Below are 23,368 nucleotides of genomic sequence, written 5' to 3'. Positions count from 1 at the left end.
GATGATAAAAAAAGAGGCAGAATGCACATAACCCTGTCAAGTAGACAATAAAAAAAGAGTATTTCAAGCTGCGGCCTTTTCTCGATATTCAATCGGGGAAAGGCCGTTAAATTTTTCTTGGAAGCGATCCGTATTGTAGAATTCTATATACTCCTGAATAGCTATATAAGCTTCCTCTGTTGTTTTTAGGCTTACCAAATATAACTTCTCTGTTTTTAAATGCGAGAAGAAACTTTCTATACAAGCGTTATCATGACAATTGCCACGACGAGAGTGGCTTCCTTGGATACCGAGTTCTTTTATCTGCTTTTCGTATGATTTCGTCGTATATTGGAATCCTTGATCAGAGTGAAGAAGGGCACCCTTTTCGAATGACTTATCCCTTAACTGATTCAACGTATTATGAACCAATTCAAGATCGTTTCGAGAAGAAACTTCCCATGCGACAATTTCATTATTATACAAATCTAAAACGGCAGATAAGTAGGCAAACGTGTCTCCAATCCGCACATAGGTTATATCTGTTACTAACTTTTGAAACATGGACTCTGCATAGAACTCACGGTTTAAAACATTCTTAAATACTACGGATCCTCTTCTACCATAGAAAGGGCGTTTCTTTCGAATTACAGATGTAACTCCCAATTCTCTCATCAAGCGACGCACACGCTTATGATTTACAACGATTCCCTCTCTAAATAAAGCTCGAGTCATTCGCTTATATCCGTAGTATGGATGTATCTTATGAATGGCTAATATATGTTCTTTTATCCATAGGTTTTTCTCAAGTCTTAGAGATCGTTTAGACTGAGTCTTCCGCCATTTATAATAACCAGATCTTGAAACTTCACCGATTTTTATTAGCCACGTGAGTGGGTGTACTTTCCTCAATTCATCAATCACTTGAAACCTTTCGGCTTTCAGGACCATTCCTTCCCATGTAGATTTGGATTGCGCTTTTTTAAATAGTCCACCTGCGCTTTCAGATAAGCATTTTCTTCTTCTACACTAGTAAAATTCTTACGGTTCCATACACCACGTTGGTCTTCAAAAGGCTCATTATTCTGCACTTTCTTTACCCAATTCGCTATTTGTGCATCACTTTTGATACCAAATCGCTCACGAAGCCGACGATATGACCAGCCTTCCTCTAACTTCAAACGAACAACTTCTCGCTTTAATTCTTCTGTATATGTTTGAAAGATTTGCCCCTTTTTTGCCATAGAAAAATCCCCTCCCAGATAGACTGTTAAGAACATTTTATCATGTTCTCTTTTTACTCCGTCTACCTGTAGGGGATAATACCAGAAAGCTAAATATGGCATACATTTTTTTAGATATTTCTTGTTAATTGAGTATAATTAAGGGTGGATATCAAACACTAGTAATTGCTATAATTCATTCCTAAAAAGAGAGGATGGAGCGGTCTTGGAGAACGAAGAGAACCAAAATAAACAGAAAAAAGGAAGCCGTACAGGTTATTTTCTGTCAGGCTTAGGAGGCGCCATCATTGGGGCTCTGCTGATTTTATTAGCATTCCCGGGCGGTGGGGTATTAAATGATGAAACAAACCCAAACCAGACGGAAAATTCAACGGATGGTGAAGAGGCCAAGCCAATTCAGCAGAAAGTTTCCGTAGAGGTCACAAGTGCTGTCACGGGTGCGGTTGATAAGGCAAGCGATGCAGTTGTTGGCATCTCCAATATTCAGGAAACTTCCTTCTGGGGCGGAAAAGGCAACGAAAGCAGTTCAGCCGAAGCGGGTACTGGATCTGGAGTCGTATATAAAAAGGATGGTGGCAAAGCCTATATTGTCACGAACAATCATGTTATCGAGAATGCTAATGAGTTAGAGGTCACGTTAAGTGATGGAACCAAGCTACCTGCCGAGCTACAAGGAAGTGACCCTTGGACGGATTTAGCTGTCGTGGTAGTGGAAGCGGATAAAGTTAAGACGGTAGCAGAGTTTGGCACAACCGAAAAATTAAAGCCAGGTGAACCAGTCATAGCGATCGGTAACCCATTAGGACTTCAATTCTCTGGATCCGTTACACAAGGAATCATCTCAGGAGTAGAGCGTACCATTGAAGTGGATATCGATGAGGACGGGCAGGTAGACTGGAATGCAGAAGTTATCCAAACCGATGCGGCAATTAACCCAGGAAATAGTGGCGGGGCCCTCGTGAACATGTCCGGTCAGGTCATTGGGATCAATTCCATGAAGATTGCGGAAAATGCTGTAGAAGGCATTGGTCTATCCATCCCGATTGATTCAGCGATTCCTATTATCAGTGATATTGAGAAATATGGTGAAGTGAAACGTGCCTACTTAGGCGTCAACCTGGCATCAGTGGAGGAAATTTCACAGTATCATCAGCAGAATACATTAAAATTGCCAAACAAAGTAACATCTGGTGTGGCTGTGACTGGCGTTCAAAGTAACTCACCAGCGGCAAAAGCAGGCCTAGAGGAATTTGATGTAATTGTTGGTATGGATAATGAAAAAATTCATGATATCGTTGAATTGAGGAAGTACCTGTACAATGAAAAGAAAATTGGCGACACTGTAAAAATCACTTATTACCGAGATGGGAAAAAGGAAACCGCAGAAATTAAGCTTTCAAGTGGAGAAATCTAAAAGCAATAAAGCAGGGGAGTTTTGCTTTCCCTGTTTTTTTGCTTGTGTTTTTATTATCGTTTGATACCATTACTTGTGGATATTTTGCCGAATATGATGAATACTAAACGAATTGTGGATAAGTGGCATCAAAAGATTGGCCAATAAAAAATGAAAAGGAGAATGAGGAATGAACCTATATTGTTGTCAGGAACACGTTGATATGGCGCTCGATGAAGTTGTATATGAGTGTGAAACGTATCCGTTATTAACGCTGGTTTCAGAAGAAAATAAGTTATCAACAACCTGTGAATATTGTCGAAACGTGGCAATATATCTAGTAGGGAACTAATATTCCCATACAAGATGTGGATAGAAATTGTGGATATGTGGATAAGTTTTGTGGATAACCTGTTCGTAACCTATTTTGAAAGACTAAAATACTGGAAAAAGTCATAACAAAAAACCACCGGCACTTTCTTTTAGAAGGGCTGGTTTTTTGTTATTTAGGAAGCAAATATAGTCCAATATTCTTTATAGGTAAGTCTCTTAAATCTTAACTTTTGGATTTGGAAAGGATTTGCTTGTTTTGTTTATGGGTCTCTCTAAGGTATGATAATAGGAGGTACTTCCAACAATTGAACTAAAAACATATGGAAAGTCAGAGGATATATATGAAGATAACGATCATTACGGTTGGCAAGCTCAAAGAAAAATACTTAAAGCAAGGAATGGCCGAATATACAAAACGGCTAGGAGCCTATGCTAATATAGATTTTATAGAAGTGCCTGATGAAAAGGCACCAGAAAACTTGAGTGCAGCGGATATGGATATCGTCAAGCAAAGAGAAGGTGAACGGATCTTGGCGAAAATTAGCCAGGATACTTATGTGATTACGCTTGAAATCAATGGGAAACAGCTCACTTCTGAGCAACTTGCGACCCATATTGACCAACTTGCCACTTATGGAAAAAGCAAACTTGCCTTTATTATTGGTGGTTCACTGGGGCTTAGTGCCGATGTGATTTCTAGAAGCGATTATGCCCTTTCTTTTTCTAAAATGACCTTTCCGCATCAACTCATGAAGTTAGTTTTGTTGGAACAGATCTATCGGGCGTTTCGGATAAATAGAAATGAGCCATACCATAAATAATCACCCAATCGATGATGGGTGGTAGCGTTAGCTAGGTAAAGAATTTAATCTTAACGTTATGAAAAGAGGGTAACCATATGAATAAAGAGTCCATTTATGGATTAACATTTGAACAATTGACAGCTTGGCTTTTGGAGCATGGCCATAAAAAATTCCGGGCAACCCAAGTCTGGGAATGGCTTTATCGGACGCGCGTTACGGATTTCTCTGATATGACAGATGTTAATAAAGAGTGCATTCAACTGCTGGAAGAAAACTTTGTCATCCAGACTTTGACTGAACATGTTAAACAGGAGTCGGCGGATGGGACAATCAAGTTTCTATTCAAATTACTGGATGGTAACCTGATTGAAACGGTCATGATGCGCCATAAGTATGGGATATCCGTTTGTGTCACTACCCAAGTAGGCTGTAATATAGGCTGTAGTTTTTGCGCAAGCGGTTTATTAGCGAAGAGCCGTGACTTAACTGCTGGAGAAATAGTGGAACAGATCATGAATGTTCAACTCCATCTTGATCAGTTGGGACAAGGGGATATCGTCAGTCATGTAGTCGTAATGGGGATTGGCGAGCCTTTTGATAATTTCGATAATATGATCGACTTTTTGAAGGTCATCATGGACCATAAAGGGTTGGCTATTGCAGCAAGACGCATTACTGTTTCCACGAGTGGGCTGGCTAATAAAATCTATGAATTCACCGATACTCAATTACAGGTTAATTTGGCCATTTCTTTACATGCCCCGAATAATGAACTAAGAACGAGAATCATGAAAATAAATCGTGGCATTCCAATCGAAAAATTAATGAAGTCATTGGATTATTACTTGGAAAAAACGAATCGTAGAATTACGATTGAGTATATCCTATTGAGGGACGTCAACGATCATCGAGAAGAAGCCGAACAACTTGCCGAATTGCTTGATGACAAGAAACATCGTTTATATGTAAACTTGATTCCATATAACCCTGTAGATGAACACAGTCAATATCAAAGAAGCGAGAAGGAGTCAGTGCTAGCATTTTATGATACGCTGAAAAAACGAGGCGTGAATTGTAAAATCCGTCAGGAACATGGTACGGATATAGATGCTGCCTGTGGTCAGTTAAGAAGTAAACAAATCAAAAAAGCAGAGGCCAACTGAGAAAGGCCCCATGTATAGAAAAAACAGTATGTTTTTGCACACATACTGTTTTTTTATGCTGAAAGATGAACGGCCATGCTTCTAAAAACAAGAAAAATGGGGCTGTAAGGATACAGCCTCATTTAAATGAGAAGTTGATTATTTAGCGATTTCTTTTACAGAAGCGATTTCATATGTGACAATTTCGCTACCGATAATTGGTGATTCTTTTTTAGCTTCATCTGAAGAAGGTTCTGGACGTTTATGTGCAGCTTTAAACGCGTCACTGTTTCTCCATGCAGTAAAGCTGTCCATGTTTTCCCAGTACATATTCACGTTTAGTTCGTCGTAGTCCGTTAAGTTTTGTGTTAACAATACTTCAACTTTAACGAAGCCTTCTGTCGTATCTAGAGGGCCTGGTGCCGTAAAGCCTGGTGCCATTACTGCTCCCATTCCTTTTTTTACTTTGATTTTATTTGCTACGATTATCATCATTAATCTCTCCTTTTAAGGTTATTTAACTGATTCATTACATACATATTTTAGCACATTATTAAGCTTATAATCCATTTTGATTAATCAATAACTGTTGATAATGAATTCTATACTGGATTTGCTGTTTTGAGTATATATCGAACCATCTTATTATTTGTCTTTCAAAAAGTATTATACCCGGATGGCATGAAGGGAAGTCTTTTTAAGCGGGAATTGGTTTAGGAATTATAAGGTTTATTGATGCATATCGCGTATAATAGAATTTAGTATAAGGAAATAACAATTACGGAAACAATAAAGCAAGATACTAAACAATAAAAGAGGCTGTTATATGACGGAAATTAAGTTTATTGATTATAAATTAAGTGATGAAATAGTTCGGGCGTTGGAAAGCCTAGGCTATCAGCATCCAACGGAAGTGCAACGTGAAGTGATTCCTGTTGCTTTGCAAAAAAGGGACCTGGTCGTGAAGTCGCAAACGGGAAGCGGAAAAACGGCTGCATTCGGCATACCGCTCTGTGATATGGTCGATTGGCAGGAGAATAAGCCACAGGCGCTCATTTTAACACCAACGCGAGAGCTTGCCGTACAGATTAAGGAGGACATTACGAATATTGGTCGATTTAAACGGATTAAAGCAACTGCGGTATATGGGAAGTCTCCCTTTGCCCAGCAAAAAGCGGAGTTGAAGCAAAAGAGCCACGTGGTTGTGGGTACGCCTGGACGTGTCCTTGATCATATTGAAAGAGGTACATTCGCTTTAGACCGATTATCCCATTTGGTAATCGATGAAGCCGATGAAATGTTAAATATGGGATTCATCGAGCAAGTGGAAGCCATCATTAAAGTACTGCCGCAGGATCGTGTGACGATGCTGTTTTCCGCTACTTTACCAGATAGCATTAAAAAACTGTGCCATAAATATATGAAGGAACCTTTGGATATTGAAATAAAGGCAACCGGCTTAACGACTGAAAAAATCGAACATGCTGTTATTGAAGTCAAGGAAGATGACAAGTTTACCCTGCTTAGAGATGTTACGATTGTCGAAAATCCAGATAGCTGCATCATTTTCTGTCGCACAAAAGACAAGGTCGACCAAGTATGTGAGCAGTTAGTGGAATTAGAGTATCCATGCGATATGATTCATGGAGGGATGCTTCAGGAGGACCGCCTGGCAGTGATGGACGAGTTCAGAAGAGGTGAATTCCGCTATCTAGTCGCGACCGATGTAGCGGCACGTGGAATTGATATTGATAATATTACCCATGTCATCAATTATGACCTACCACTTGAAAAGGAAAGCTATGTCCATCGTACAGGTAGAACAGGACGTGCGGGTAAACAGGGGAAGGCAATCACATTTGTGACTCCATTCGAAGGTAAGTTCCTCACCGAGATTCAAAGCTATATCGGATTTACGATCCCTACCATGCCGGCTCCATCAAAAGAATATATCTTGGACATGAAGAATGATTTTGAAGCGAAGCTAAAGACACGGCCAAAAATTAAAAAAAGTAAAAGTGAACAGCTTAACAGACAAATTATGAAGCTGTATTTTAATGGCGGCAAGAAAAAGAAAATCAGGGCCGTAGATTTCGTGGGTACCATTGCAAAAATAGATGGAGTAAATGCAGAGGACATCGGCATTATAACCATTCAGGATAATGTTTCCTATGTAGAGATATTGAATGGAAAAGGTCCGCTGGTCTTGAAAGTGATGAAGAATACGAAAGTCAAAGGCAAGGTTTTGAAGGTTTCCGAGGCAAATAAACGATAAATGGCAGGAAGAATCGGAAAAGACGTACATATATCTTTTCTGATTCTTGTAAGGCCAGGTTCGCTCTAATACTAGTGAAACAACGGAAACATTCACCTTTCTTACGGAGTGGCACATCAGAAGCTACCCGGAGACTTCACTGGACATCCTATCCTTGGTTTTCCCGCGAAAAACATGTGCGAAGATACAAAGAACCTTATTACCGTGAGTTACATAGTGTTAGCAATTGATATAAAGGTCGTCCTAAGGGATGATCTTTTTTTGTGTGCAGTTTTAATTTATGGGAAAAAATCGTAGCGGGCTTTCTGGTTTAATAGGGGAATGGTTAAAATGGCTCATGAAAGTAAAGAAGTGGATATGACCTATATACTTTATGCCTGTTCAACTATAAAAATTATACCAAAATATTCATAAAATAGGTTGTTTTTGGGTTTGTGGTAGGTCGATTAGAGGTAAATAAAGATAAGTGGAAAAAGAATCCAATACATACCAGTCTAAATCATTGATCTGCATTAACTAATGGTTCTCGGTATTCTTTTTCCCTATCCAAAGATCTCGCTGGAAAGTGTGCGGTCTTTTACTTATTTATAGGGGGGAATTTTGATGGTGTCTAAGTTAAGGGGTATTTCGCTATTGTTTATTTGTATGCTGTTGTTATCTGCATGCAGCAGTTCTAGTGGATCTTCGGAAAAAAAGAGCGATAGCAAGAGTAAGAATAAGGATTTAGAGGTATCCATTGAGGATGCATCTTTTGTGCTACTTGGAAAAGATGATGGTGTGGCTGAAGAAGGTACAGAAAAAGGAGTCCTGGCTGTTAAATTTAAGTTGAGTAATAAATCAAAGGATGGCATTCGACTCTCAACAAGAGATGGATTTAAGTTATACGATGGCGATGAAGAGACAAATGCCATTTCAGATGCATATAACACCAACGTAGGGATTGAGTTTGAGTCTAGTGGCGATTTGGGTGCCGGCAAAACGAAAACGACCACAGGCTTTTTTGAAGTAGAAAAAGATAAAGAGTATGAAATAGGGATAAAAGCGGCTTCAGAAGACTATGAAAAGAAAATTGAAGAAGTGATCATTAAGGTGAATACGGCAGATTATGCTGAAAGTTTTGATGCCCTTCAAGACCCGGCGAAAGCGTTAGCTGCTTATATTGATTCGATATACCTGGATAAAGACAATAGTGATTATGAAAAACTAGTATCTGCTGATAAAGCGGTTATACAGGAAGAAGCGAAAAAGGTATTCAAAGAGAAAATTAAAAGGTACTTTGTGGGGAAATTGACTGATGAAGAAGTAGATAAACTTTATGCTGCTTATAAATCGGCTCAGTCACAAAAGGCCGAGTTTAAAACGGTCACATCTGCCAAGGCAAATGGAAAAGCCGTGGTGCTAAATGAATTCTCAACGGTTTCATTGCGAAACATATATGAAGACCTTTCAGAATACCAATATGAATATAGAGAAAAAACGAAAAAATACGATGAAAAAGGTACCAAAAAGTATTTAATATCTAAATTCGATAAAATCATAAATAACCAAGAAGTAGAAGAAGGCGAAGATTTAAAGATTCATATGATAGAAGAGGATGGAAAGTGGAACGTTAATTCATCACAAGATGGTCAAGAAAGATTAACGAATATTTTTGCTGCAGGATCAAAATATTAAAGGAGCAGTGAGATATGTCGAAAAAAGCTTGGATTATAAGTGGGGTCTCCGCTGTTGCCTTAATTGCCGTGGTCTTGGTCACCATGCTTTTCGTTCAACAAAACAATAAACCCAAAAAAGTAGTGGCATCCTTTACAGAAGCAGTTGAAAAGAAAGATACGGACCAACTTAAGGAGTTACTCGATCCTGATAAAAAGGGAACGGTGGTAAATAATGCATCCATTAAGGCATTTGCTACGTACTTAAACAAAAATGACTCGAGTTTTGATGCCATCAAGGACGGATTGGATGAACAAGTAGAAGATAAGGATTTTTCGGCAACCAACCAGCAAGTCAGCTTGGTGGAGTCGGGGAAAAAATGGGGCATTTTCAAGGAATACAAAATGAGAGTCAAAACCGGATTCATTAAAGTGACGGGACAAAATGATGAAGATCAACTATCCCTTTCTGTAGATGACTTGAAGGAATCCGTAAAAGAGAGTAAGAAGGGCACGTATGGTCCATTTTTGCCTGGGACGTATAACACGGTCACTACAGTAAAGAACAAACTGGGTACTTTCATGAAAAAGGATAAGATAGATGTCTGGGGTGGATCTAAGGAAGTCACGCTTGTAGTGGATCCTGATTCCTTGGCTAGAAATGATAAAGATGTACAAAAATCGGTCATGTCCGCTGTCGATGTTTTCAATCATGACTGGGCCGTATTTGAAACCAGCAGTTTTGATACCAAGAAGCTTACCAATGTTTCAGATGACATTAAAGATGATACCTCCATTGTTGCGGAAAACTTTGAACAGGTCAAAAATTATGTCGATGAAGTACATTCACAATATTTAGGGGCCGTCATTAATCTGGATGATTTGGATATCAGTTACTTTGATAATCAGTGGAGAGCGGAAGCGGTAGCTGTAGTGTCCTATAACAGCAAAATGAAACTCAAAAACAAAAAGAAAATGGATGACCTTTCTTATAAAGCGGTGCGTGACTTTTCCATGATTTATAATGCCGATAAGAAGAAATGGATTATTGAAGAAATTAAGGAGTATGAGGCTGACGGAACGGAAGAGGATTGGGAGAATAAAAAGGAAATGAAAATTAAAGATCCAAAACTGCTCAAATGGAATCGCAAAGACAGTAGCAAGGGCTTGTAAGAGTGTGCAAAGCGGGAATAAAGAAAAAGGGTTTCTTCCATGGGGAGAAATCCTTTTTCTTTGGTTCCAAAGGAAATGGCTTTATAGAATTAAGATCCTTTCTTGCTAAAGTCACAAATTTTATTATTCAAAAAATAAATAAATCGATTCTAGAATATAATAATCGACATGAAACCTTTATAATTGGAGGTTTTTTATAAAAGGAAAAAATACTTCCATTGATAATGATTATCAACGATGATAAATTTAAAGTACGATTACTGTATAGTCCGTATCATGCTTATAGGGAAGTCCTTTTAGTCCCTTCTTTGGCGGATAGGGTTTTCCAGTAAAGTACAGGGGAACATCCCAATCTTGTACCCCTTAAGGATCTATTCACACAAAGTCTCACAACAGCATTGTTAGAGTTAGAGCAACACGAAGGAGGAAAAAAAGTGAATAAGAATAGAACGGACTTTCTGATGCTTGACACAGGAAGTTACTTTGGAAAGGCAAGGGTGAATGACCCGCAATATCAGGATGACTTTACCTTTGTTGATACATATGAACTGCCCAATATAGACTTAAAACCTTATAAATGCTTGGTCGTTCAAGGGTTAATCGATCAGAAATTCTTATTTAGACATAAAGAAGTCATTCGTGAGTTTTTGGATGATAAGAAGATTGTCGTTTTCAGTGGGAATTTGTTTTTGGACTGGTTACCTGGAGGTTCTTCCTTCATCCCTAAAACCATTCATAGTTACAAGGATTATGAGGTTTCAATCGATCATCGCCATCCAATCTTTGACGGGGTAGAGGAAGATGATATGACTTATAATAAAGGAGTTTCGGGATTTTTCGCAAGGGGGCACCATCCAATTCCCGAAGGAGCGGAAGTTCTGTTGACCTTACCTGGCGGAGAACCTATCACGTATATTGACAGGAATAGTACAAAGGGCACTATTTTGGTTCATGCAGGTAGTGACCTATTTGGTGCGATGAATGCGAGTGGAACGAAAAAGCGCATTGGTCCACAACTCATACAATGGGTACGGGATGAGTATTCAACGCTTCAGGAGAGAGGTGAAATGGGATGAGAAAAATTGCAGTCATCGATGGAGGCAGTTCGCAACATAATCGGACATATACCGAACCGAAATACAGAAAATACATTGAGAAACTTATTTATCTTCCCGATTTAGAAAAAACGTCTATAGATGAATTTGATGTAATCCTTCTTCCTTCCCAGTTGCATATGGGCCTACTCATGAAATCCATGAAGAAAATTATGGATTTTGCTGATGAGGGAGGGATCATCGTTTCCTTTGGACCACAGTTAAATGAATGGCTACCAGGCCATAATTGGGAATTCAGAGAAACGAACTTTTGGTGGTGGCTTGATAAGGATGCCAAAAGTGGTTTAGTGTTGCAACGTCCCGATCATGATTTATTCAGTCGCTATCTTACACTTGCCGATGCGACATGGCACCAACACGGGGTGTATTGGCCTCCGGCAGGGACAGATATCCTGGTTTCAACGGAAGATGGCGGAGCTGTCCTATACATCGACAAGGTTAGTACAAAAGGTACTTGGGTAATCATGACACTTGACCCCGACTATCATTACGGCTCATACTTCATGCCTGCGACCGAGAAATTCCTAGATGGATTTTTCCCTTGGCTTGCGGAAGGCGAAGTGTAAGAAGCAAAAAGATTATCATGAGTAATGGCTATGGAGAACAGCATCTCCGTAGCCATTTTTTTATAAAAAAACATGGAAGGAGTAGCGGATACATCTCTAGGTCGTCATTTGTCTTAAGCTTTTAAAGAACTCTTGTCCTATAACTTTTGTGATTCCTGTTTATCGATGAAATTAGGGTGGTATTAAAGAATAAGATACTTATTTAGCATACATACATCATGAAATGGACTATACATCGACTTTTATCGACAAGGTACTGGAGGGAAAGACAAGGATGAAAAAAGATAATGAACAAAGCAAGAACCAACAGTTGGAACAATATAGAGTGGATGATAACGGGAAAAAGATGACAACCAATCAAGGTTTGCGGGTTTCCGAAGATGAGCATTCTTTGAAGGCGGGTGACCGTGGTCCGACGTTGATGGAGGACTTTCATTTCCGTGAAAAAATGACTCATTTTGACCATGAGCGTATTCCTGAGCGAATTGTACATGCACGTGGATCAGGCGCACATGGTTATTTCCAGGTGTATGAGTCAATGAAGGAATTTACAAAGGCAAAATTTCTACAAGACCCTTCTGTTAAGACACCAGTATTCGTACGTTACTCGACTGTAGCGGGTTCACGCGGCTCAGCAGATTCCGTCCGGGATGTCCGTGGATTTTCAACGAAGTTTTACACCGAAGAGGGGAACTATGACCTGGTTGGGAATAATATCCCGGTATTTTTCATACAGGATGCGATTAAATTCCCCGATTTGATCCATGCTGTTAAACCAGAACCCCATAATGAAATACCTCAAGCTGCAAGCGCCCATGATACATTTTGGGATTTTGTTGCGAACAATGAAGAAACAGCCCACATGGTAATGTGGCATTTGTCGGATAGAGCCATTCCTAGAAGCTTTCGCATGATGGAAGGATTCGGTGTCCATACTTTCCGTTTTGTGAATGCAGAAGGCGTCTCCCATTTCGTCAAGTTCCATTGGAAGCCTGTTCTTGGTGTGAAATCCCTTGTATGGGACGAGGCTCAGAAGATTGCCGGGAAAAATTCTGATTTCCACCGTCAAGACTTGTGGGAAGCGATTGAAGCAGGAAATTACCCCGAGTTCGAATTTGGTGTGCAAATGATTAAGGAGGAAGATGAATTCAACTTCGACTTCGACATCCTAGATCCTACGAAACTATGGCCGGAAGAACAGATTCCAGTGAAAATTATCGGGAAAATGGTATTGAACCAAAATACGGATAATTTCTTCGCCGAGACGGAACAAATCGCTTTTCACCCTGGGCATGTCGTACCGGGCATTGATTTCTCCAATGATCCGTTGCTTCAAGGACGACTATTCTCGTATACAGATACCCAGCTTTCACGTTTGGGTGGACCGAATTTCCATGAGATTCCGATTAACCGCTCAGTAGCACCGGTTAACAATAATCAACGTGATGGTATGCATCGCATGACGATCAACCAAGGACAAGTCAGCTACCATAAAAATGGGCTAGCCAATAACTCTCCCGAACCTGCATCGGAAGCGGAAGGTGGATATGCTCACTACCAAGAGAAGGTAGATGGCCGAAAAGTGCGTCAGCGTAGTGAAAGCTTTAAAGATCATTACAGCCAAGCGAAACTATTCTGGAATAGTATGACGGACGTGGAAAAAGAACATATAATCGAAGCTTTCCATTTTGAAGTGGGTAAAGTGAAAAGTAAAGATCTCCAACAACAAATTGTTGAGATGTTCAGCAATGTGGACTTGAAATTGGCTGAAAAAATTGCGGAAGGAGTCGGTGTAAACCCTCCTACCAATAAAAATGAATCGGAAGTAGAATTGGCTTCACCGGCTTTAAGCCAGGAGCAAAATAAGATCATTACGCCTGCAACGCGTAAAGTGGCTGTATTGGCTGCCGATGGATTTAAGGGCTCTGAAATGGACCAAGTCATGGACGCATTTAAAACAGCTGGAATCATGGCTGAAATCATCAGTACGAATCGCGGAATGATTACGAGTGAAGAAGGGCAACAACTAGAGGTGAGTCAAAGCTTCCTGACTGCAGACTCGGTTTTATATGATGCCGTTTATGTGGCGGGTGGCAAGAAAAGCATTGAGCAATTGAAAGCTGTAAAAGATGCCATCTATTTTGTTGACGAAGCTTATAACCATTTCAAAGCGATTGGGGCAGGGACAGAAGCAGCCGATATTCTGATCCAGGCAGGAATACCAGCAGGTGATCCTATTACAGGAGTTGTCACGATTACTGCAGATGCAGAGGGTAAATCCACTGCTAGTTTCATTGAGGCGATTGCCCAACATCGACATTGGTCACGTGCACTATAAGAATACTCCACATGCAAAAGCCCAGACTGTATAGAGTCTGGGCTTTTCGCGTGTGGTTAAAGCGATTAAACCGCCTTTTCCTCAAAGATTGAAGCAATTCCAATAATGACATTTGTTGCTTTCACCATATTATCGACGGAGATGAATTCATATTTTCCATGGAAGTTTTCGCCGCCTGTAAAGATATTAGGGGTAGGCAGTCCCATATAAGAGAGCTGAGACCCATCTGTCCCTCCACGGATTGGAGAGATTTTTGGTTCAATCCCGAGCCTTTCCATGGCTTCGTATGCGATATCGACGATTTCTTTGACCGGTTCTATTTTTTCTTTCATATTGTAGTATTGGTCAGTCAATTCCAGTTTGACTTGTTCATGTCCATACTTATCACTTAACTCGGCGACAATTTGCTTGATGAAGTTTTTACGATCATTAAATTTTTGCTTATCGAAATCCCGGATGATATAGGATAGTTTAGTTTCTTCTACGTCTCCATGGAATGAGCTAAGATGATAAAAGCCTTCATATCCTTCTGTGTATTCCGGTGCTTCGTTAACAGGCAGTTTGCTATGTAGCTCCATGGCTATTTTAGCGGAGTTGACCATTTTTCCCTTGGCTGTGCCCGGGTGGATGTTCGTGCCCTTTATGGTAATCTTGGCAGACGCAGCATTAAAGCTTTCATATTCGAGTTCACCAAGCGGGCCACCGTCCACTGTGTAAGCAAATTGGGCATTGAAGGCTTCCACGTCAAATTTATGGGGACCTCTTCCAATTTCCTCATCGGGAGTGAAGGCCACGCGGATTTTTCCATGCTTGATTTCTGGATGTTGAAGTAAATAGTCCATAGCCGTCATGATCTCAGCGATGCCTGCTTTATTATCCGCCCCAAGAAGGGTTGTTCCATCCGTCGTGATTAATGTGTGTCCTTTGTAGTCATGAAGGGAGGGAAAGTCATCAGGTGATAGAATGACATTCAATGTTCTATGTAATAGGAGGTCACTACCATCATAGGCTTCAGTGATCTGAGGTTTCACATCTTTCCCTGTGAAATCCGTTGCCGTATCCACATGGGCCAGGAAGCCGATTGTCGGAACCTGCTTTTCTGAATTGGCAGGCAAAGTTGCCATGACATAACCATTTTCATCAATGGTGACATCGGACATTCCGATAGCTTGTAACTCCTCCACCAACTGTTGGGCTAAATGCAGTTGCCCAGCTGTGGAAGGACAACTGGAAACATCCTCGTTTGATTGTGTATCCACCTTCACATAAGATGTAAACCTCTCAATGATTTTATCTTTCATGATTCATCCAACTCCTTTTCCCTTATCTTACCATGGTTGCTGTGGATGGAGAAATCTTCGTGCATGCTTGAAATGGTGTAATGGGGGTTTCTTTTTCCATGAGAAACAACAGCAAAAACAGTAGGATGATGATGAACCTTACTGTTTTTGCTGTAGGAGGCAAATCACTTATTGATTGAGTGCCCATACGGATACGCTTTTTCCATGAACGGGAAACGTTGCATACCCATCTTCCTCTATCGTAATGTGATCATCTCTATGGAAGGTTAGGTCGGTCCAGATTTCACCGGCGCGGTGCTCGCCAACAAACATCCTTTTCTCACTGTTTTGATCGCTGTTGGAGACGACGACTGCACATCCCGATCCTTCTAGCTCTTCTACGCCTAGGCGTACCCAACCGATTGTATGGGGATCATCGAAATAATCCTTTTGCTCACCATAGGCTTTTTCATACCTTGCATGCAGGAGCCGGTCGATAATGTCTTTTTTACCGGGAACCGGGGAAGGACCGCCAATTCCATAGTAATCTCCATAAAAGACACAAGGGTAACCACAAAGTCTAAGCAGGATTAGGGCATATGCCGAGGGTTTGAACCAATCCTTAACCCATGATTCAAGTGATTCATGGGGCTGAGAGTCATGATTATCGACAAAAGTGACGGCTTGTGCCGGATTAGTTTGAACGAGGGTATGATCAAAGATGGTTGAGAGATCGAAGTCAGATCCTGCTTTTGAGGCTTCGTGAAATTTATAATGCAAGGAAACATCGAATAGGTTGAGGTCATGATTCGTTTGGTCTAAAAAAGTTTGACAGGCATTTACGTCTGCCTTCCAGAATTCACCCACCATAAAGAAATGTTCCTTTGTGTAAGGGATGAGTTCTTGTAAAAATTCATTGATGAATTCATAATCAATGTGCTTTACAGCATCTAAACGAAAACCATCGCATTTCAATGTGTCGACCATCCATTTTCCCCAGGTGATCATCTCCTGCCGAACTTCTGGAAGACTGTAGTCAATGTTGGCAAACATCAGGTAATCGTAGTTCCCAAATTCATTAATGACATGCTTACTCCAATGCTTATTTTCGCCTGTTATCCGGTAAACGCCCATTTTGTCATGTTTGGCGTCATAGTCTGTTCCATTAAAATGAGTATGGTCCCATTTAAAAGAGGAGTACTGATTATTACGTCCGGGAAAATCGAATGTTGTCCATCCCTCTATTTCAAATGGTTCCGATATGTCTTCCATCCTGTTCTCTGGATTGACTTCGATGACTTCGAACTTTTCAGTGCCATCAGCCCCAGCTTTATGGTTCATGACCAGGTCGATATATACGCATAGCCCGTAGTTATGACAGGCGGCAATCGCCTGATGCAATTCTTCCTTTGTCCCGTATTTTGTACGCACGGTTCCTTTTTGGTCGAATTCACCCAAATCGTACCCGTCATAAATACCATACCCATTATCCTCTAGGGATTGGCCCTTTGTAACAGGTGGAAGCCATATACAGTCAATTCCTGTATCCTTCAATTTCAGGGCCGCGTATTTCAATCTTTCCCAGTGCTTTCCATCCGCTTCTAAATGCCACTCGAAAAATTGCATCATCGTATGATTTCTTTTCATTCTTTCCCCCCTGACACCGACACGTTTGACAAGATACATATAGAACGATCGGAAAAGTGATAATGGAAATCTTTACCCTTTATAGAAAAATAATAAACAACTGAAAATGTTTAGATGAAAATAAAATTCATCCTCCTATTATTTTACTACCTTGTAATAAAAATGGATATAGCGTTTCGGCTTGAAAAAAAATAAGGCGAAGTTATAGAGATTGGGTTTCTCCCTATTGTCGTATGTTTGCAACTTGGAAAAAGGCATCCCAAACTCGGGATACCTGATTGTGATGAAGTTATAAACGATTATCCCTTTCTTCCTCTGCGTCTAAAGGAGAGAGCAAAGGCTATCGCACCGAATAGTAATAAAAGGAGGGCAGATGATAGAATGATGGTTTCCTTGGAATAGCTGCTGTTAATTCCACCACGTGAATCCAAATCTCGATTCATACCAGGAGGCTGCATGGCTATACCATTTTCCCCATCTCCCATGTTAGGAGCGGCACCGCACAGTTCATAAATGATTCATATATCCCACCCAATCGAGTGAGAAACCGACGAGTTTGTTATGAAAACAGCGAAAGAAAAAGATCATCGATATGCATCCTAGGACAGGATTTAGAAAGGTAATCACATTTTATCAGTGTAAATTTTAAAGGATGGTGGATTGTGTTACACTTTTTAGTTATTTATACCTACTAATTGCTAAGATAATAGGACTTGCCGTTCATATAAAATGATGATAAGCTAATGTGGAAACGGTTACAGATAACACATTGAGGTGAATGTATTGGCGACTATTCGGGATGTTGCAAAGGAAGCAGGATTTTCCGTAGCGACGGTTTCTAGAGTGATAAATGACAGCGGGTACGCACATGAAGATACAAGAAAAGCCGTCATGTTAGCTGTGGAAAAATTGAATTACAAGCCGAATGAAGTGGCTAGATCCCTCTATAAACGTAAATCTAAATTGATAGGCCTTATTTTACCTGACATTACGAACCCCTTCTTTCCTGAGATGGCAAGGGGGGTAGAAGATTATCTCCAACAATATGGATATCGGTTAATCTTTGGCAATAGTGATGAGAAGAGAAGTAAGGAAATGGAATATATAGATACTTTTTTGCAAAACAATGTAGTGGGAATGATTGCTTCTACAAGTGAGATAGGAAATGAAAGTTTTAGCAACCTGGAAATCCCCGTCGTCTTGCTGGACCGGATGGTAGAGGGACTGCCCGCGGTTTATTCCGACCAAAGGGCGGGTGGCCAACTGGCGGCCCGAATATTGATAGATAGAGGAAGTAAGGACATCGTTTTAATCAGGGGTCCTGTTGAAATAAAACCTGTGTATGACCGGTATGTAGCGGCAATGGAAGAGTTAAGGCTTGCAAAGGTGAAGTTCCATGTTGTGGACTCGCCGCTTACCATTCAAGGTGGTCAGGTCTGTGCGCAAGAATTATTTGAAAAATATCCACAAGCAGATGGGGTCATTGCTTGTAATGATATTGTTGCGGCAGCGGTCTTGCAGGAAATCTTAAAAAGTGAAAAACGAATCCCTGATGACATCCAATTGATCGGGTACGATGATATTGCCTTCACAGCATTATTACACCCGCCTCTGTCGACTATTCGGCAGCCAGCTTATGAGATGGGAAAACAGGCAGCAGAGTTATTGATTAAAAGAATCAATCAAGAAGTAATAGAAGAGACACATAGAAAGCTTCCAGTTACATTTGTTGAAAGACTAACTACGAGAAAGAAGGCGGAGTCATGATAAAAATAGCGGTAGTCGGAAGTTCCTCCATGGACTTAGTCGTTACATCGCCTAAGCGTCCGATCGCAGGTGAAACGGTGCTTGGGGATTCCTTTGTAACAGTGCCAGGTGGAAAAGGAGCCAATCAAGCCGTTGCAGCAGCCCGTTTGGGTGCTGAAGTAACGATGATCGGTTGTGTAGGAGATGATTTCTATGGAGAAATTATCCTCGAAAATTTAAAAAACAACGGTGTTTTTACCAATTATGTGGAACCGGTTGCAGGTGAAGCTTCCGGAACTGCCCATATAACGCTTTCAGAGGGAGATAATAGCATTATAGTTGTTAAAGGTGCTAATGATTCCATCACCCCCGATTATGTCAAAAAGGCAATGAAAATTATAGAAGGGAGCGATATCGTTCTGGTTCAACAAGAAATACCGGAGGAAACTGTGGAATTTCTTGCTGAATTATGCGATAAGCTCCAGAAAAAATTACTGTTGAACCCTGCACCTGCACGTGAGATTAGTGAGCTTGTTATTCAGCGCTCATCCTTCATCACCCCGAATGAGCACGAATTCGACATTCTTTTCAAGGGAAGGAATCGGAGTGAAGTTTTGGCCGAATACCCTAATAAATTATTTATCACAGAAGGGAAAGACGGCGTGCGCTATTTCGATGGGGAACAAGAGAGAGTGGTTCCAAGTTTCGTGGTCGAGGCAGTCGATACAACAGGGGCCGGAGATACGTTTAATGCCGCATTTGCTGTGGCTGTTGCAGAAGGGAAAGGTTTCGAAGAGTGTTTGCTCTTTGCTAACCGAGCAGCCTCTATTTCAGTAACGAAGTTTGGCGCACAGGGCGGTATGCCGACAAGGGAAGAAGTCGAAGGGAGCTTTAATTCATGAAGCGTCATGGAATCATCAATAGTTCAATCGCCAAGGTACTAGTCGATCTTGGACATACAGATTATATCGTCATTGGAGATGCAGGCCTGCCAGTTCCAGAGGGAGTGCTCAAAATAGATGTAGCATTAACACCGGGAACACCTTCTTTTCAAGATGTCGTTCGTGCCGTTCACGACGATATGGTTATTGAAAAGGTAATCGCGGCTAATGAAATCATAGAAAAAAATCCAGAACAGCATCTTTTCATGAAACAAGAATTCGGAGAATCGATTGATTATATTTCCCACGAGGAATTCAAAGTGTTGACGCGTAAAGCAAAGGCAGTCATCCGTACCGGAGAAACGACGCCGTATTCCAATTGCATTTTGCAGTCTGGCGTATTCTTTTAACGAAATGAGGTGAAAAGTATGCAAATTGAAATGAGTAATATCTATAAGGCATTTGGCCAGAACAAGGTATTAGAGGGCGTACAGTTTTCTTTAGAGGCAGGGGAAGTCCACGCACTTATGGGGGAAAACGGAGCTGGAAAGTCAACCTTGATGAATATTTTGACCGGACTCCATAAACACGACCAGGGAACAATCACAATCAATGGCAAAGAGGTTTCCTTCAAGGACTCGAAGGAAGCGGAAAAAGCAGGATTGGCCTTTATCCGACAAGAGTTGAATATCTGGCCAGAAATGACGGTATTAGAAAACCTATTCATCGGTAAGGAAATGGTCAATGCTTTCGGTGTGTTGAAAAACAAACAAATGAAGGCTAAAGCCAATGAGATTTTTAAGACGCTTAATATTTCGCTTCCTTTTGATAAAGAAGCCGGTCTTTGCTCGGTTGGCGAACAGCAGATGATAGAGATTGCTAAAGCGCTGATGACGGATGCTGAGGTCATCATCATGGATGAACCAACCGCCGCCTTGACCGATCGGGAAATTGAGAAGTTGTTTGAAGTGATGAAAGGCCTTATAAAAAAAGGAGTATCACTTGTTTATATTTCTCATCGAATGGAAGAGATTTTTGCCATTTGTGACCGGATCACAGTCATGCGTGACGGTAAAACAGTGGATACCAAAAGAATCATAGATACCAATTTTGATGAAGTGGTCCAGAAGATGGTCGGTCGTGAGCTAGAGGACCGTTTCCCTCATCGTGAGGCATCCCCTGGAGAAGTGGTACTTGAAGTGAAAGCACTCACTAAAAAGGGACTCTTTGAAGATATTCATTTTGCTGTCCGTCAAGGTGAAATTGTGGGTGTAGCCGGGTTAATGGGAGCAGGAAGAACGGAAATCATGCGTGCCATTTTCGGAATTGATCAAATAGGTAGTGGAGAGTTAAAGATAGAGGGTAAAAAGGTAGCCATACGTAAACCTACAGATGCAGTACGGCATGGTTTAGCCTTCATCACGGAAAATCGTAAAGAAGAAGGGTTGATCCTGGACTTTTCTATCCGCGAAAATATCGGTCTTCCAAACCTAAAGAGCTTTGCCCCTAATGGAATTGTAAAGACAGCTGATGAGAAAAAATTTGCGGAGATGATGGTCAAGCGTCTTCACGTGAAAACATCGTCTACAGAAGCGATTATTGGCAACTTGTCTGGAGGAAATCAACAAAAAGTGGTCATTGCCAAATGGATTGGAACTTCTCCTAAAGTGTTGATCATGGATGAGCCGACAAGGGGAATCGATGTCGGAGCGAAACGTGAAATATATGAATTGATGAATGAATTAACAGAACGAGGCATCGCCATCATTATGGTTTCATCAGAACTTCCTGAAATTGTGGGAATGAGTGACAGAGTTCTTGTTGTACACGAAGGTAAAATTGCCGGGGAATTGAAGAATAAGGAAGCAACACAAGAAAAAATTATGGCATTGGCAACAGGAGGAAACTAGGATGAAACTTGAGGCTGCAGGGAAAACTGGAATCTGGCAGAAATTTGGTCCATTACTTGCTTTGATTCTTTTATTTATCGTAATAACCGTTTTAAACCCATCATTCATGGAACCGAGTAACATCTTGAATCTATTGCGTCAAACCTCCATTAATGCATTGATTGCGTTTGGGATGACCTTCATTATTTTGACTGGCGGAATTGATCTGTCGGTCGGCTCCATTCTAGCTCTATCCAGTGCACTTATGGCTGGCATGATGGTTTCAGGATTGGACCCTATTTTAGCTATATTAGTAGGTGTTTTATTAGGTACCATAATGGGTGTAATTAATGGGATTCTTATCTCGAAAGGAAAAATGGCGCCTTTCATTGTCACATTGGCAACGATGACCATTTTCCGTGGATTAACGCTTGTGTATACAGATGGTAAGCCGATTACGGGTATTGGTGACTCTTTGATGTTCCAATTGTTTGGTAGGGGATATTTCTTTGGAATTCCTGTTCCAGCGGTTGTGATGATCATCGCTTTCATCATTCTCTGGTTCTTGCTCCATAAAACATCATTTGGACGTAAGACGTATGCAATAGGTGGAAACGAGAAGGCTTCACGTATCTCTGGAATTAAAGTGGACCGGGTCAAGGTAGCTATTTATGGGCTTGCAGGCACAATGGCAGCGCTTGCCGGTGCTATTCTAACATCTCGTTTGAATTCAGCACAGCCGACTGCCGGTCAATCCTACGAAATGGATGCCATTGCTGCCGTTGTATTAGGCGGGACAAGCCTATCAGGAGGAAAGGGCCGGATGTTCGGTACGCTAGTCGGTGTCTTGATTATCGGTACATTGAACAACGGAATGAATTTACTTGATGTGTCCTCTTTCTACCAGCAAGTCGTAAAGGGCGCAGTTATATTGGTTGCTGTTTTACTTGATCGTAAAAAATCATAAGTAGAGGTGTATCAAAATGAAAAAGGTTCTTTCGTTATTCATGGTTCTGTCTTTAGTGGTATTAGCAGCATGTTCAATGGAATCGGGATTCAACGATAATAAAAAAGAAATAAAAGAGTCCATGAAAGACGTGAAGGTTGGAGTCAGCATTTCTACGTTAAATAATCCTTTCTTCGTTGCGTTGAAAGATGGGATTGAAAAAGAAGCAAAGGCAAAAGGCATGAAAGTGTCAGTGGTCGATGCACAAGATGATACAGCGAAGCAAATAAGCGGGATTGAAGATTTAATTCTTCAAAACGTCGATATACTACTCGTCAACCCTACGGATTCGGCTGCGATTTCATCAGCGGTTCAATCGGCTAATGAAGCGGGCATTCCCGTCATAACAATTGACCGTTCTTCCGAGGAAGGCGACATTGAAACGTTCATTGCTTCAGATAATGTAGCCGGCGGAGAGACAGCGGCTGAATATCTTGTTAAACAACTTGGAGAACAGGCAAAAGTTGTGGAATTAGAAGGGGTTTCTGGAGCATCTGCAACGCGTGAGCGGGGGAAAGGGTTCCATAACATCGCAGATGAGCAATTAGATGTTCTGACAAGCCAAACGGCTGAATTTGACCGTACAAAAGGGCTTAACGTTATGGAAAACATCCTGCAAGGGAAAAAAGACATCCAAGCGGTCTTTGCTCATAATGATGAAATGGCATTAGGAGCAGTAGAGGCAATCAAAGCGGCCGGAAAAGACGTCATTGTCGTTGGTTTTGATGGAAACGAGGATGCTCTAAAAGCGGTTGAAAACGGTGAATTACAAGCAACCGTTGCTCAACAACCGGTCCTTATCGGTGAAGAAGCAGTTCATGCGGCTGAAAAAGTCCTGAAAGGCGAAAAAGTGGATAGTACGATTTCTGTTCCATTGAAGCTAGTGACTAAGGAATAAAAGTGTAT

Annotated in this window: 21 protein-coding genes; 16 read left to right on the top strand and 5 right to left on the bottom strand. The window is 41.0% G+C overall.

The genetic code is table 11. The features are described from left to right. Positions 1-63: 63 nt before the first annotated feature. Positions 64-1,223 (bottom strand): IS3 family transposase gene (locus AC503W_RS20465; RefSeq protein ID WP_427689212.1). Its coding sequence is split into 2 segments (ribosomal slippage): positions 64-965 and positions 965-1,223, totalling 1,161 coding nucleotides; the frame shifts between segments, so codons are not numbered across the junction. A gap of 205 nt (positions 1,224-1,428) precedes the next feature. On the opposite strand from AC503W_RS20465, the gene AC503W_RS20460 reads away from it, so the two are divergent. From AC503W_RS20460 to rlmN, 4 genes are all read left to right on the top strand, one after another. Beyond that, on the top strand, positions 1,429-2,637 hold the full coding sequence (locus tag AC503W_RS20460; RefSeq protein WP_402869987.1) for a S1C family serine protease: 1,209 nt from the start codon (positions 1,429-1,431) through the stop codon (positions 2,635-2,637). A 169-nt stretch (positions 2,638-2,806) separates the two neighbouring features. Further along, a complete protein-coding gene (locus AC503W_RS20455; RefSeq protein WP_402869992.1) occupies positions 2,807-2,968 on the top strand; it encodes a CxxH/CxxC protein in 162 nt (53 codons plus the stop codon). 322 nt (positions 2,969-3,290) lie between these two features. Continuing rightward, entirely contained in the window at positions 3,291-3,770 is a 480-nt protein-coding gene (gene rlmH / locus AC503W_RS20450; RefSeq protein ID WP_402955073.1) for a 23S rRNA (pseudouridine(1915)-N(3))-methyltransferase RlmH, read from the top strand. A 77-nt stretch (positions 3,771-3,847) separates the two neighbouring features. Further along, entirely contained in the window at positions 3,848-4,915 is a 1,068-nt protein-coding gene (gene rlmN / locus AC503W_RS20445) for a dual-specificity RNA methyltransferase RlmN (protein WP_402869997.1), read from the top strand. Positions 4,916-5,053: 138 nt separating this feature from the next. Here rlmN and AC503W_RS20440 read toward each other — a convergent pair whose 3' ends face one another. Continuing rightward, a complete protein-coding gene (locus AC503W_RS20440) occupies positions 5,054-5,386 on the bottom strand; it encodes a heme oxygenase (protein ID WP_402869999.1) in 333 nt (110 codons plus the stop codon). 334 nt (positions 5,387-5,720) lie between these two features. Between AC503W_RS20440 and AC503W_RS20435 the strand changes: the two genes are divergently transcribed. From AC503W_RS20435 to AC503W_RS20410, 6 genes are all read left to right on the top strand, one after another. Continuing rightward, complete coding sequence (locus AC503W_RS20435) at positions 5,721-7,169, top strand: DEAD/DEAH box helicase (RefSeq protein ID WP_402991131.1); 1,449 nt, start codon at positions 5,721-5,723, stop codon at positions 7,167-7,169. Positions 7,170-7,772: 603 nt separating this feature from the next. Next, on the top strand, positions 7,773-8,843 hold the full coding sequence (locus AC503W_RS20430; protein ID WP_494915618.1) for a DUF5105 domain-containing protein: 1,071 nt from the start codon (positions 7,773-7,775) through the stop codon (positions 8,841-8,843). Between the two features lie 14 nt (positions 8,844-8,857). Beyond that, on the top strand, positions 8,858-9,994 hold the full coding sequence (locus AC503W_RS20425; protein WP_494915616.1) for a TcaA second domain-containing protein: 1,137 nt from the start codon (positions 8,858-8,860) through the stop codon (positions 9,992-9,994). 434 nt (positions 9,995-10,428) lie between these two features. After that, positions 10,429-11,070, top strand: coding sequence for a phosphate starvation-inducible protein PhoH (locus AC503W_RS20420; protein ID WP_402991138.1), 642 nt, complete (start codon positions 10,429-10,431; stop codon positions 11,068-11,070). After that, entirely contained in the window at positions 11,067-11,675 is a 609-nt protein-coding gene (locus AC503W_RS20415) for a hypothetical protein (protein ID WP_402991141.1), read from the top strand. The genes AC503W_RS20420 and AC503W_RS20415 overlap by 4 nt, the downstream gene beginning before the upstream one ends. A 274-nt stretch (positions 11,676-11,949) precedes the next feature. Next, entirely contained in the window at positions 11,950-14,013 is a 2,064-nt protein-coding gene (locus AC503W_RS20410) for a catalase (RefSeq protein WP_402955050.1), read from the top strand. 65 nt (positions 14,014-14,078) lie between these two features. Here the strand turns inward: AC503W_RS20410 and pepT are convergent, their stop codons facing one another. The 3 genes from pepT to AC503W_RS20395 all read right to left on the bottom strand — a co-directional run bounded on the left by pepT (position 14,079) and on the right by AC503W_RS20395 (position 17,425). Then, on the bottom strand, positions 14,079-15,314 hold the full coding sequence (gene pepT / locus AC503W_RS20405; RefSeq protein WP_427591672.1) for a peptidase T: 1,236 nt from the start codon (positions 15,312-15,314) through the stop codon (positions 14,079-14,081). 168 nt (positions 15,315-15,482) lie between these two features. Next, positions 15,483-16,940, bottom strand: coding sequence for an alpha-amylase (locus tag AC503W_RS20400; protein ID WP_402870020.1), 1,458 nt, complete (start codon positions 16,938-16,940; stop codon positions 15,483-15,485). A 299-nt stretch (positions 16,941-17,239) separates the two neighbouring features. Then, positions 17,240-17,425 (bottom strand): hypothetical protein, encoded by a 186-nt coding sequence (locus tag AC503W_RS20395; RefSeq protein WP_494915613.1) that lies wholly within the window; start codon positions 17,423-17,425, stop codon positions 17,240-17,242. A gap of 298 nt (positions 17,426-17,723) precedes the next feature. On the opposite strand from AC503W_RS20395, the gene AC503W_RS20390 reads away from it, so the two are divergent. The 6 genes from AC503W_RS20390 to rbsB are packed head-to-tail and all read left to right on the top strand — an operon-like array spanning position 17,724 to position 23,360. Continuing rightward, on the top strand, positions 17,724-18,707 hold the full coding sequence (locus AC503W_RS20390) for a LacI family DNA-binding transcriptional regulator (RefSeq protein WP_494915612.1): 984 nt from the start codon (positions 17,724-17,726) through the stop codon (positions 18,705-18,707). Then, on the top strand, positions 18,704-19,588 hold the full coding sequence (gene rbsK / locus AC503W_RS20385) for a ribokinase (RefSeq protein ID WP_494915610.1): 885 nt from the start codon (positions 18,704-18,706) through the stop codon (positions 19,586-19,588). The genes AC503W_RS20390 and rbsK overlap by 4 nt, the downstream gene beginning before the upstream one ends. Further along, positions 19,585-19,977 carry a D-ribose pyranase gene (rbsD, locus tag AC503W_RS20380; protein WP_402870030.1) on the top strand — a complete coding sequence of 131 codons (393 nt, stop codon included), beginning with the start codon at positions 19,585-19,587 and terminating at the stop codon, positions 19,975-19,977. Before rbsK ends, rbsD begins: the two co-directional genes overlap by 4 nt. An 18-nt stretch (positions 19,978-19,995) precedes the next feature. Beyond that, positions 19,996-21,477: a sugar ABC transporter ATP-binding protein gene (locus tag AC503W_RS20375; RefSeq protein WP_494915608.1), complete on the top strand. Its 1,482-nt coding sequence runs from the start codon at positions 19,996-19,998 to the stop codon at positions 21,475-21,477. A gap of 1 nt (position 21,478) precedes the next feature. Beyond that, positions 21,479-22,423, top strand: coding sequence for an ABC transporter permease (locus AC503W_RS20370; protein ID WP_494915606.1), 945 nt, complete (start codon positions 21,479-21,481; stop codon positions 22,421-22,423). Positions 22,424-22,439: 16 nt separating this feature from the next. Next, the gene (gene rbsB / locus AC503W_RS20365; RefSeq protein WP_402955033.1) at positions 22,440-23,360 is read left to right on the top strand and encodes a ribose ABC transporter substrate-binding protein RbsB; all 921 of its coding nucleotides are present in this window, start codon (positions 22,440-22,442) and stop codon (positions 23,358-23,360) included. The last annotated feature ends 8 nt before the right edge of the window (positions 23,361-23,368 follow it).

The sequence above is a fragment of the Peribacillus suis genome, assembly GCF_059384845.1.
The sequence above is the reverse complement of the archived record's forward strand: the minus strand, read 5'-3'. Positions and strand labels throughout refer to the sequence as shown.

Excerpts from the sequence above, each read along its gene's own strand:
- AC503W_RS20455 (WP_402869992.1), top strand. The coding sequence starts at position 2,807 with ATGAACCTATATTGTTGTCAGGAACACGTTGATATGGCGCTCGATGAA.
- rlmH (WP_402955073.1), top strand. The coding sequence starts at position 3,291 with ATGAAGATAACGATCATTACGGTTGGCAAGCTCAAAGAAAAATACTTA.
- rlmN (WP_402869997.1), top strand. The coding sequence starts at position 3,848 with ATGAATAAAGAGTCCATTTATGGATTAACATTTGAACAATTGACAGCT.
- AC503W_RS20440 (WP_402869999.1), bottom strand. The coding sequence starts at position 5,386 with ATGATAATCGTAGCAAATAAAATCAAAGTAAAAAAAGGAATGGGAGCA.
- AC503W_RS20435 (WP_402991131.1), top strand. The coding sequence starts at position 5,721 with ATGACGGAAATTAAGTTTATTGATTATAAATTAAGTGATGAAATAGTT.
- AC503W_RS20430 (WP_494915618.1), top strand. The coding sequence starts at position 7,773 with ATGGTGTCTAAGTTAAGGGGTATTTCGCTATTGTTTATTTGTATGCTG.
- AC503W_RS20425 (WP_494915616.1), top strand. The coding sequence starts at position 8,858 with ATGTCGAAAAAAGCTTGGATTATAAGTGGGGTCTCCGCTGTTGCCTTA.
- AC503W_RS20415 (WP_402991141.1), top strand. The coding sequence starts at position 11,067 with ATGAGAAAAATTGCAGTCATCGATGGAGGCAGTTCGCAACATAATCGG.
- AC503W_RS20410 (WP_402955050.1), top strand. The coding sequence starts at position 11,950 with ATGAAAAAAGATAATGAACAAAGCAAGAACCAACAGTTGGAACAATAT.
- pepT (WP_427591672.1), bottom strand. The coding sequence starts at position 15,314 with ATGAAAGATAAAATCATTGAGAGGTTTACATCTTATGTGAAGGTGGAT.
- AC503W_RS20400 (WP_402870020.1), bottom strand. The coding sequence starts at position 16,940 with ATGAAAAGAAATCATACGATGATGCAATTTTTCGAGTGGCATTTAGAA.
- AC503W_RS20395 (WP_494915613.1), bottom strand. The coding sequence starts at position 17,425 with ATGGGAGATGGGGAAAATGGTATAGCCATGCAGCCTCCTGGTATGAAT.
- rbsK (WP_494915610.1), top strand. The coding sequence starts at position 18,704 with ATGATAAAAATAGCGGTAGTCGGAAGTTCCTCCATGGACTTAGTCGTT.
- rbsD (WP_402870030.1), top strand. The coding sequence starts at position 19,585 with ATGAAGCGTCATGGAATCATCAATAGTTCAATCGCCAAGGTACTAGTC.
- AC503W_RS20375 (WP_494915608.1), top strand. The coding sequence starts at position 19,996 with ATGCAAATTGAAATGAGTAATATCTATAAGGCATTTGGCCAGAACAAG.
- AC503W_RS20370 (WP_494915606.1), top strand. The coding sequence starts at position 21,479 with ATGAAACTTGAGGCTGCAGGGAAAACTGGAATCTGGCAGAAATTTGGT.
- rbsB (WP_402955033.1), top strand. The coding sequence starts at position 22,440 with ATGAAAAAGGTTCTTTCGTTATTCATGGTTCTGTCTTTAGTGGTATTA.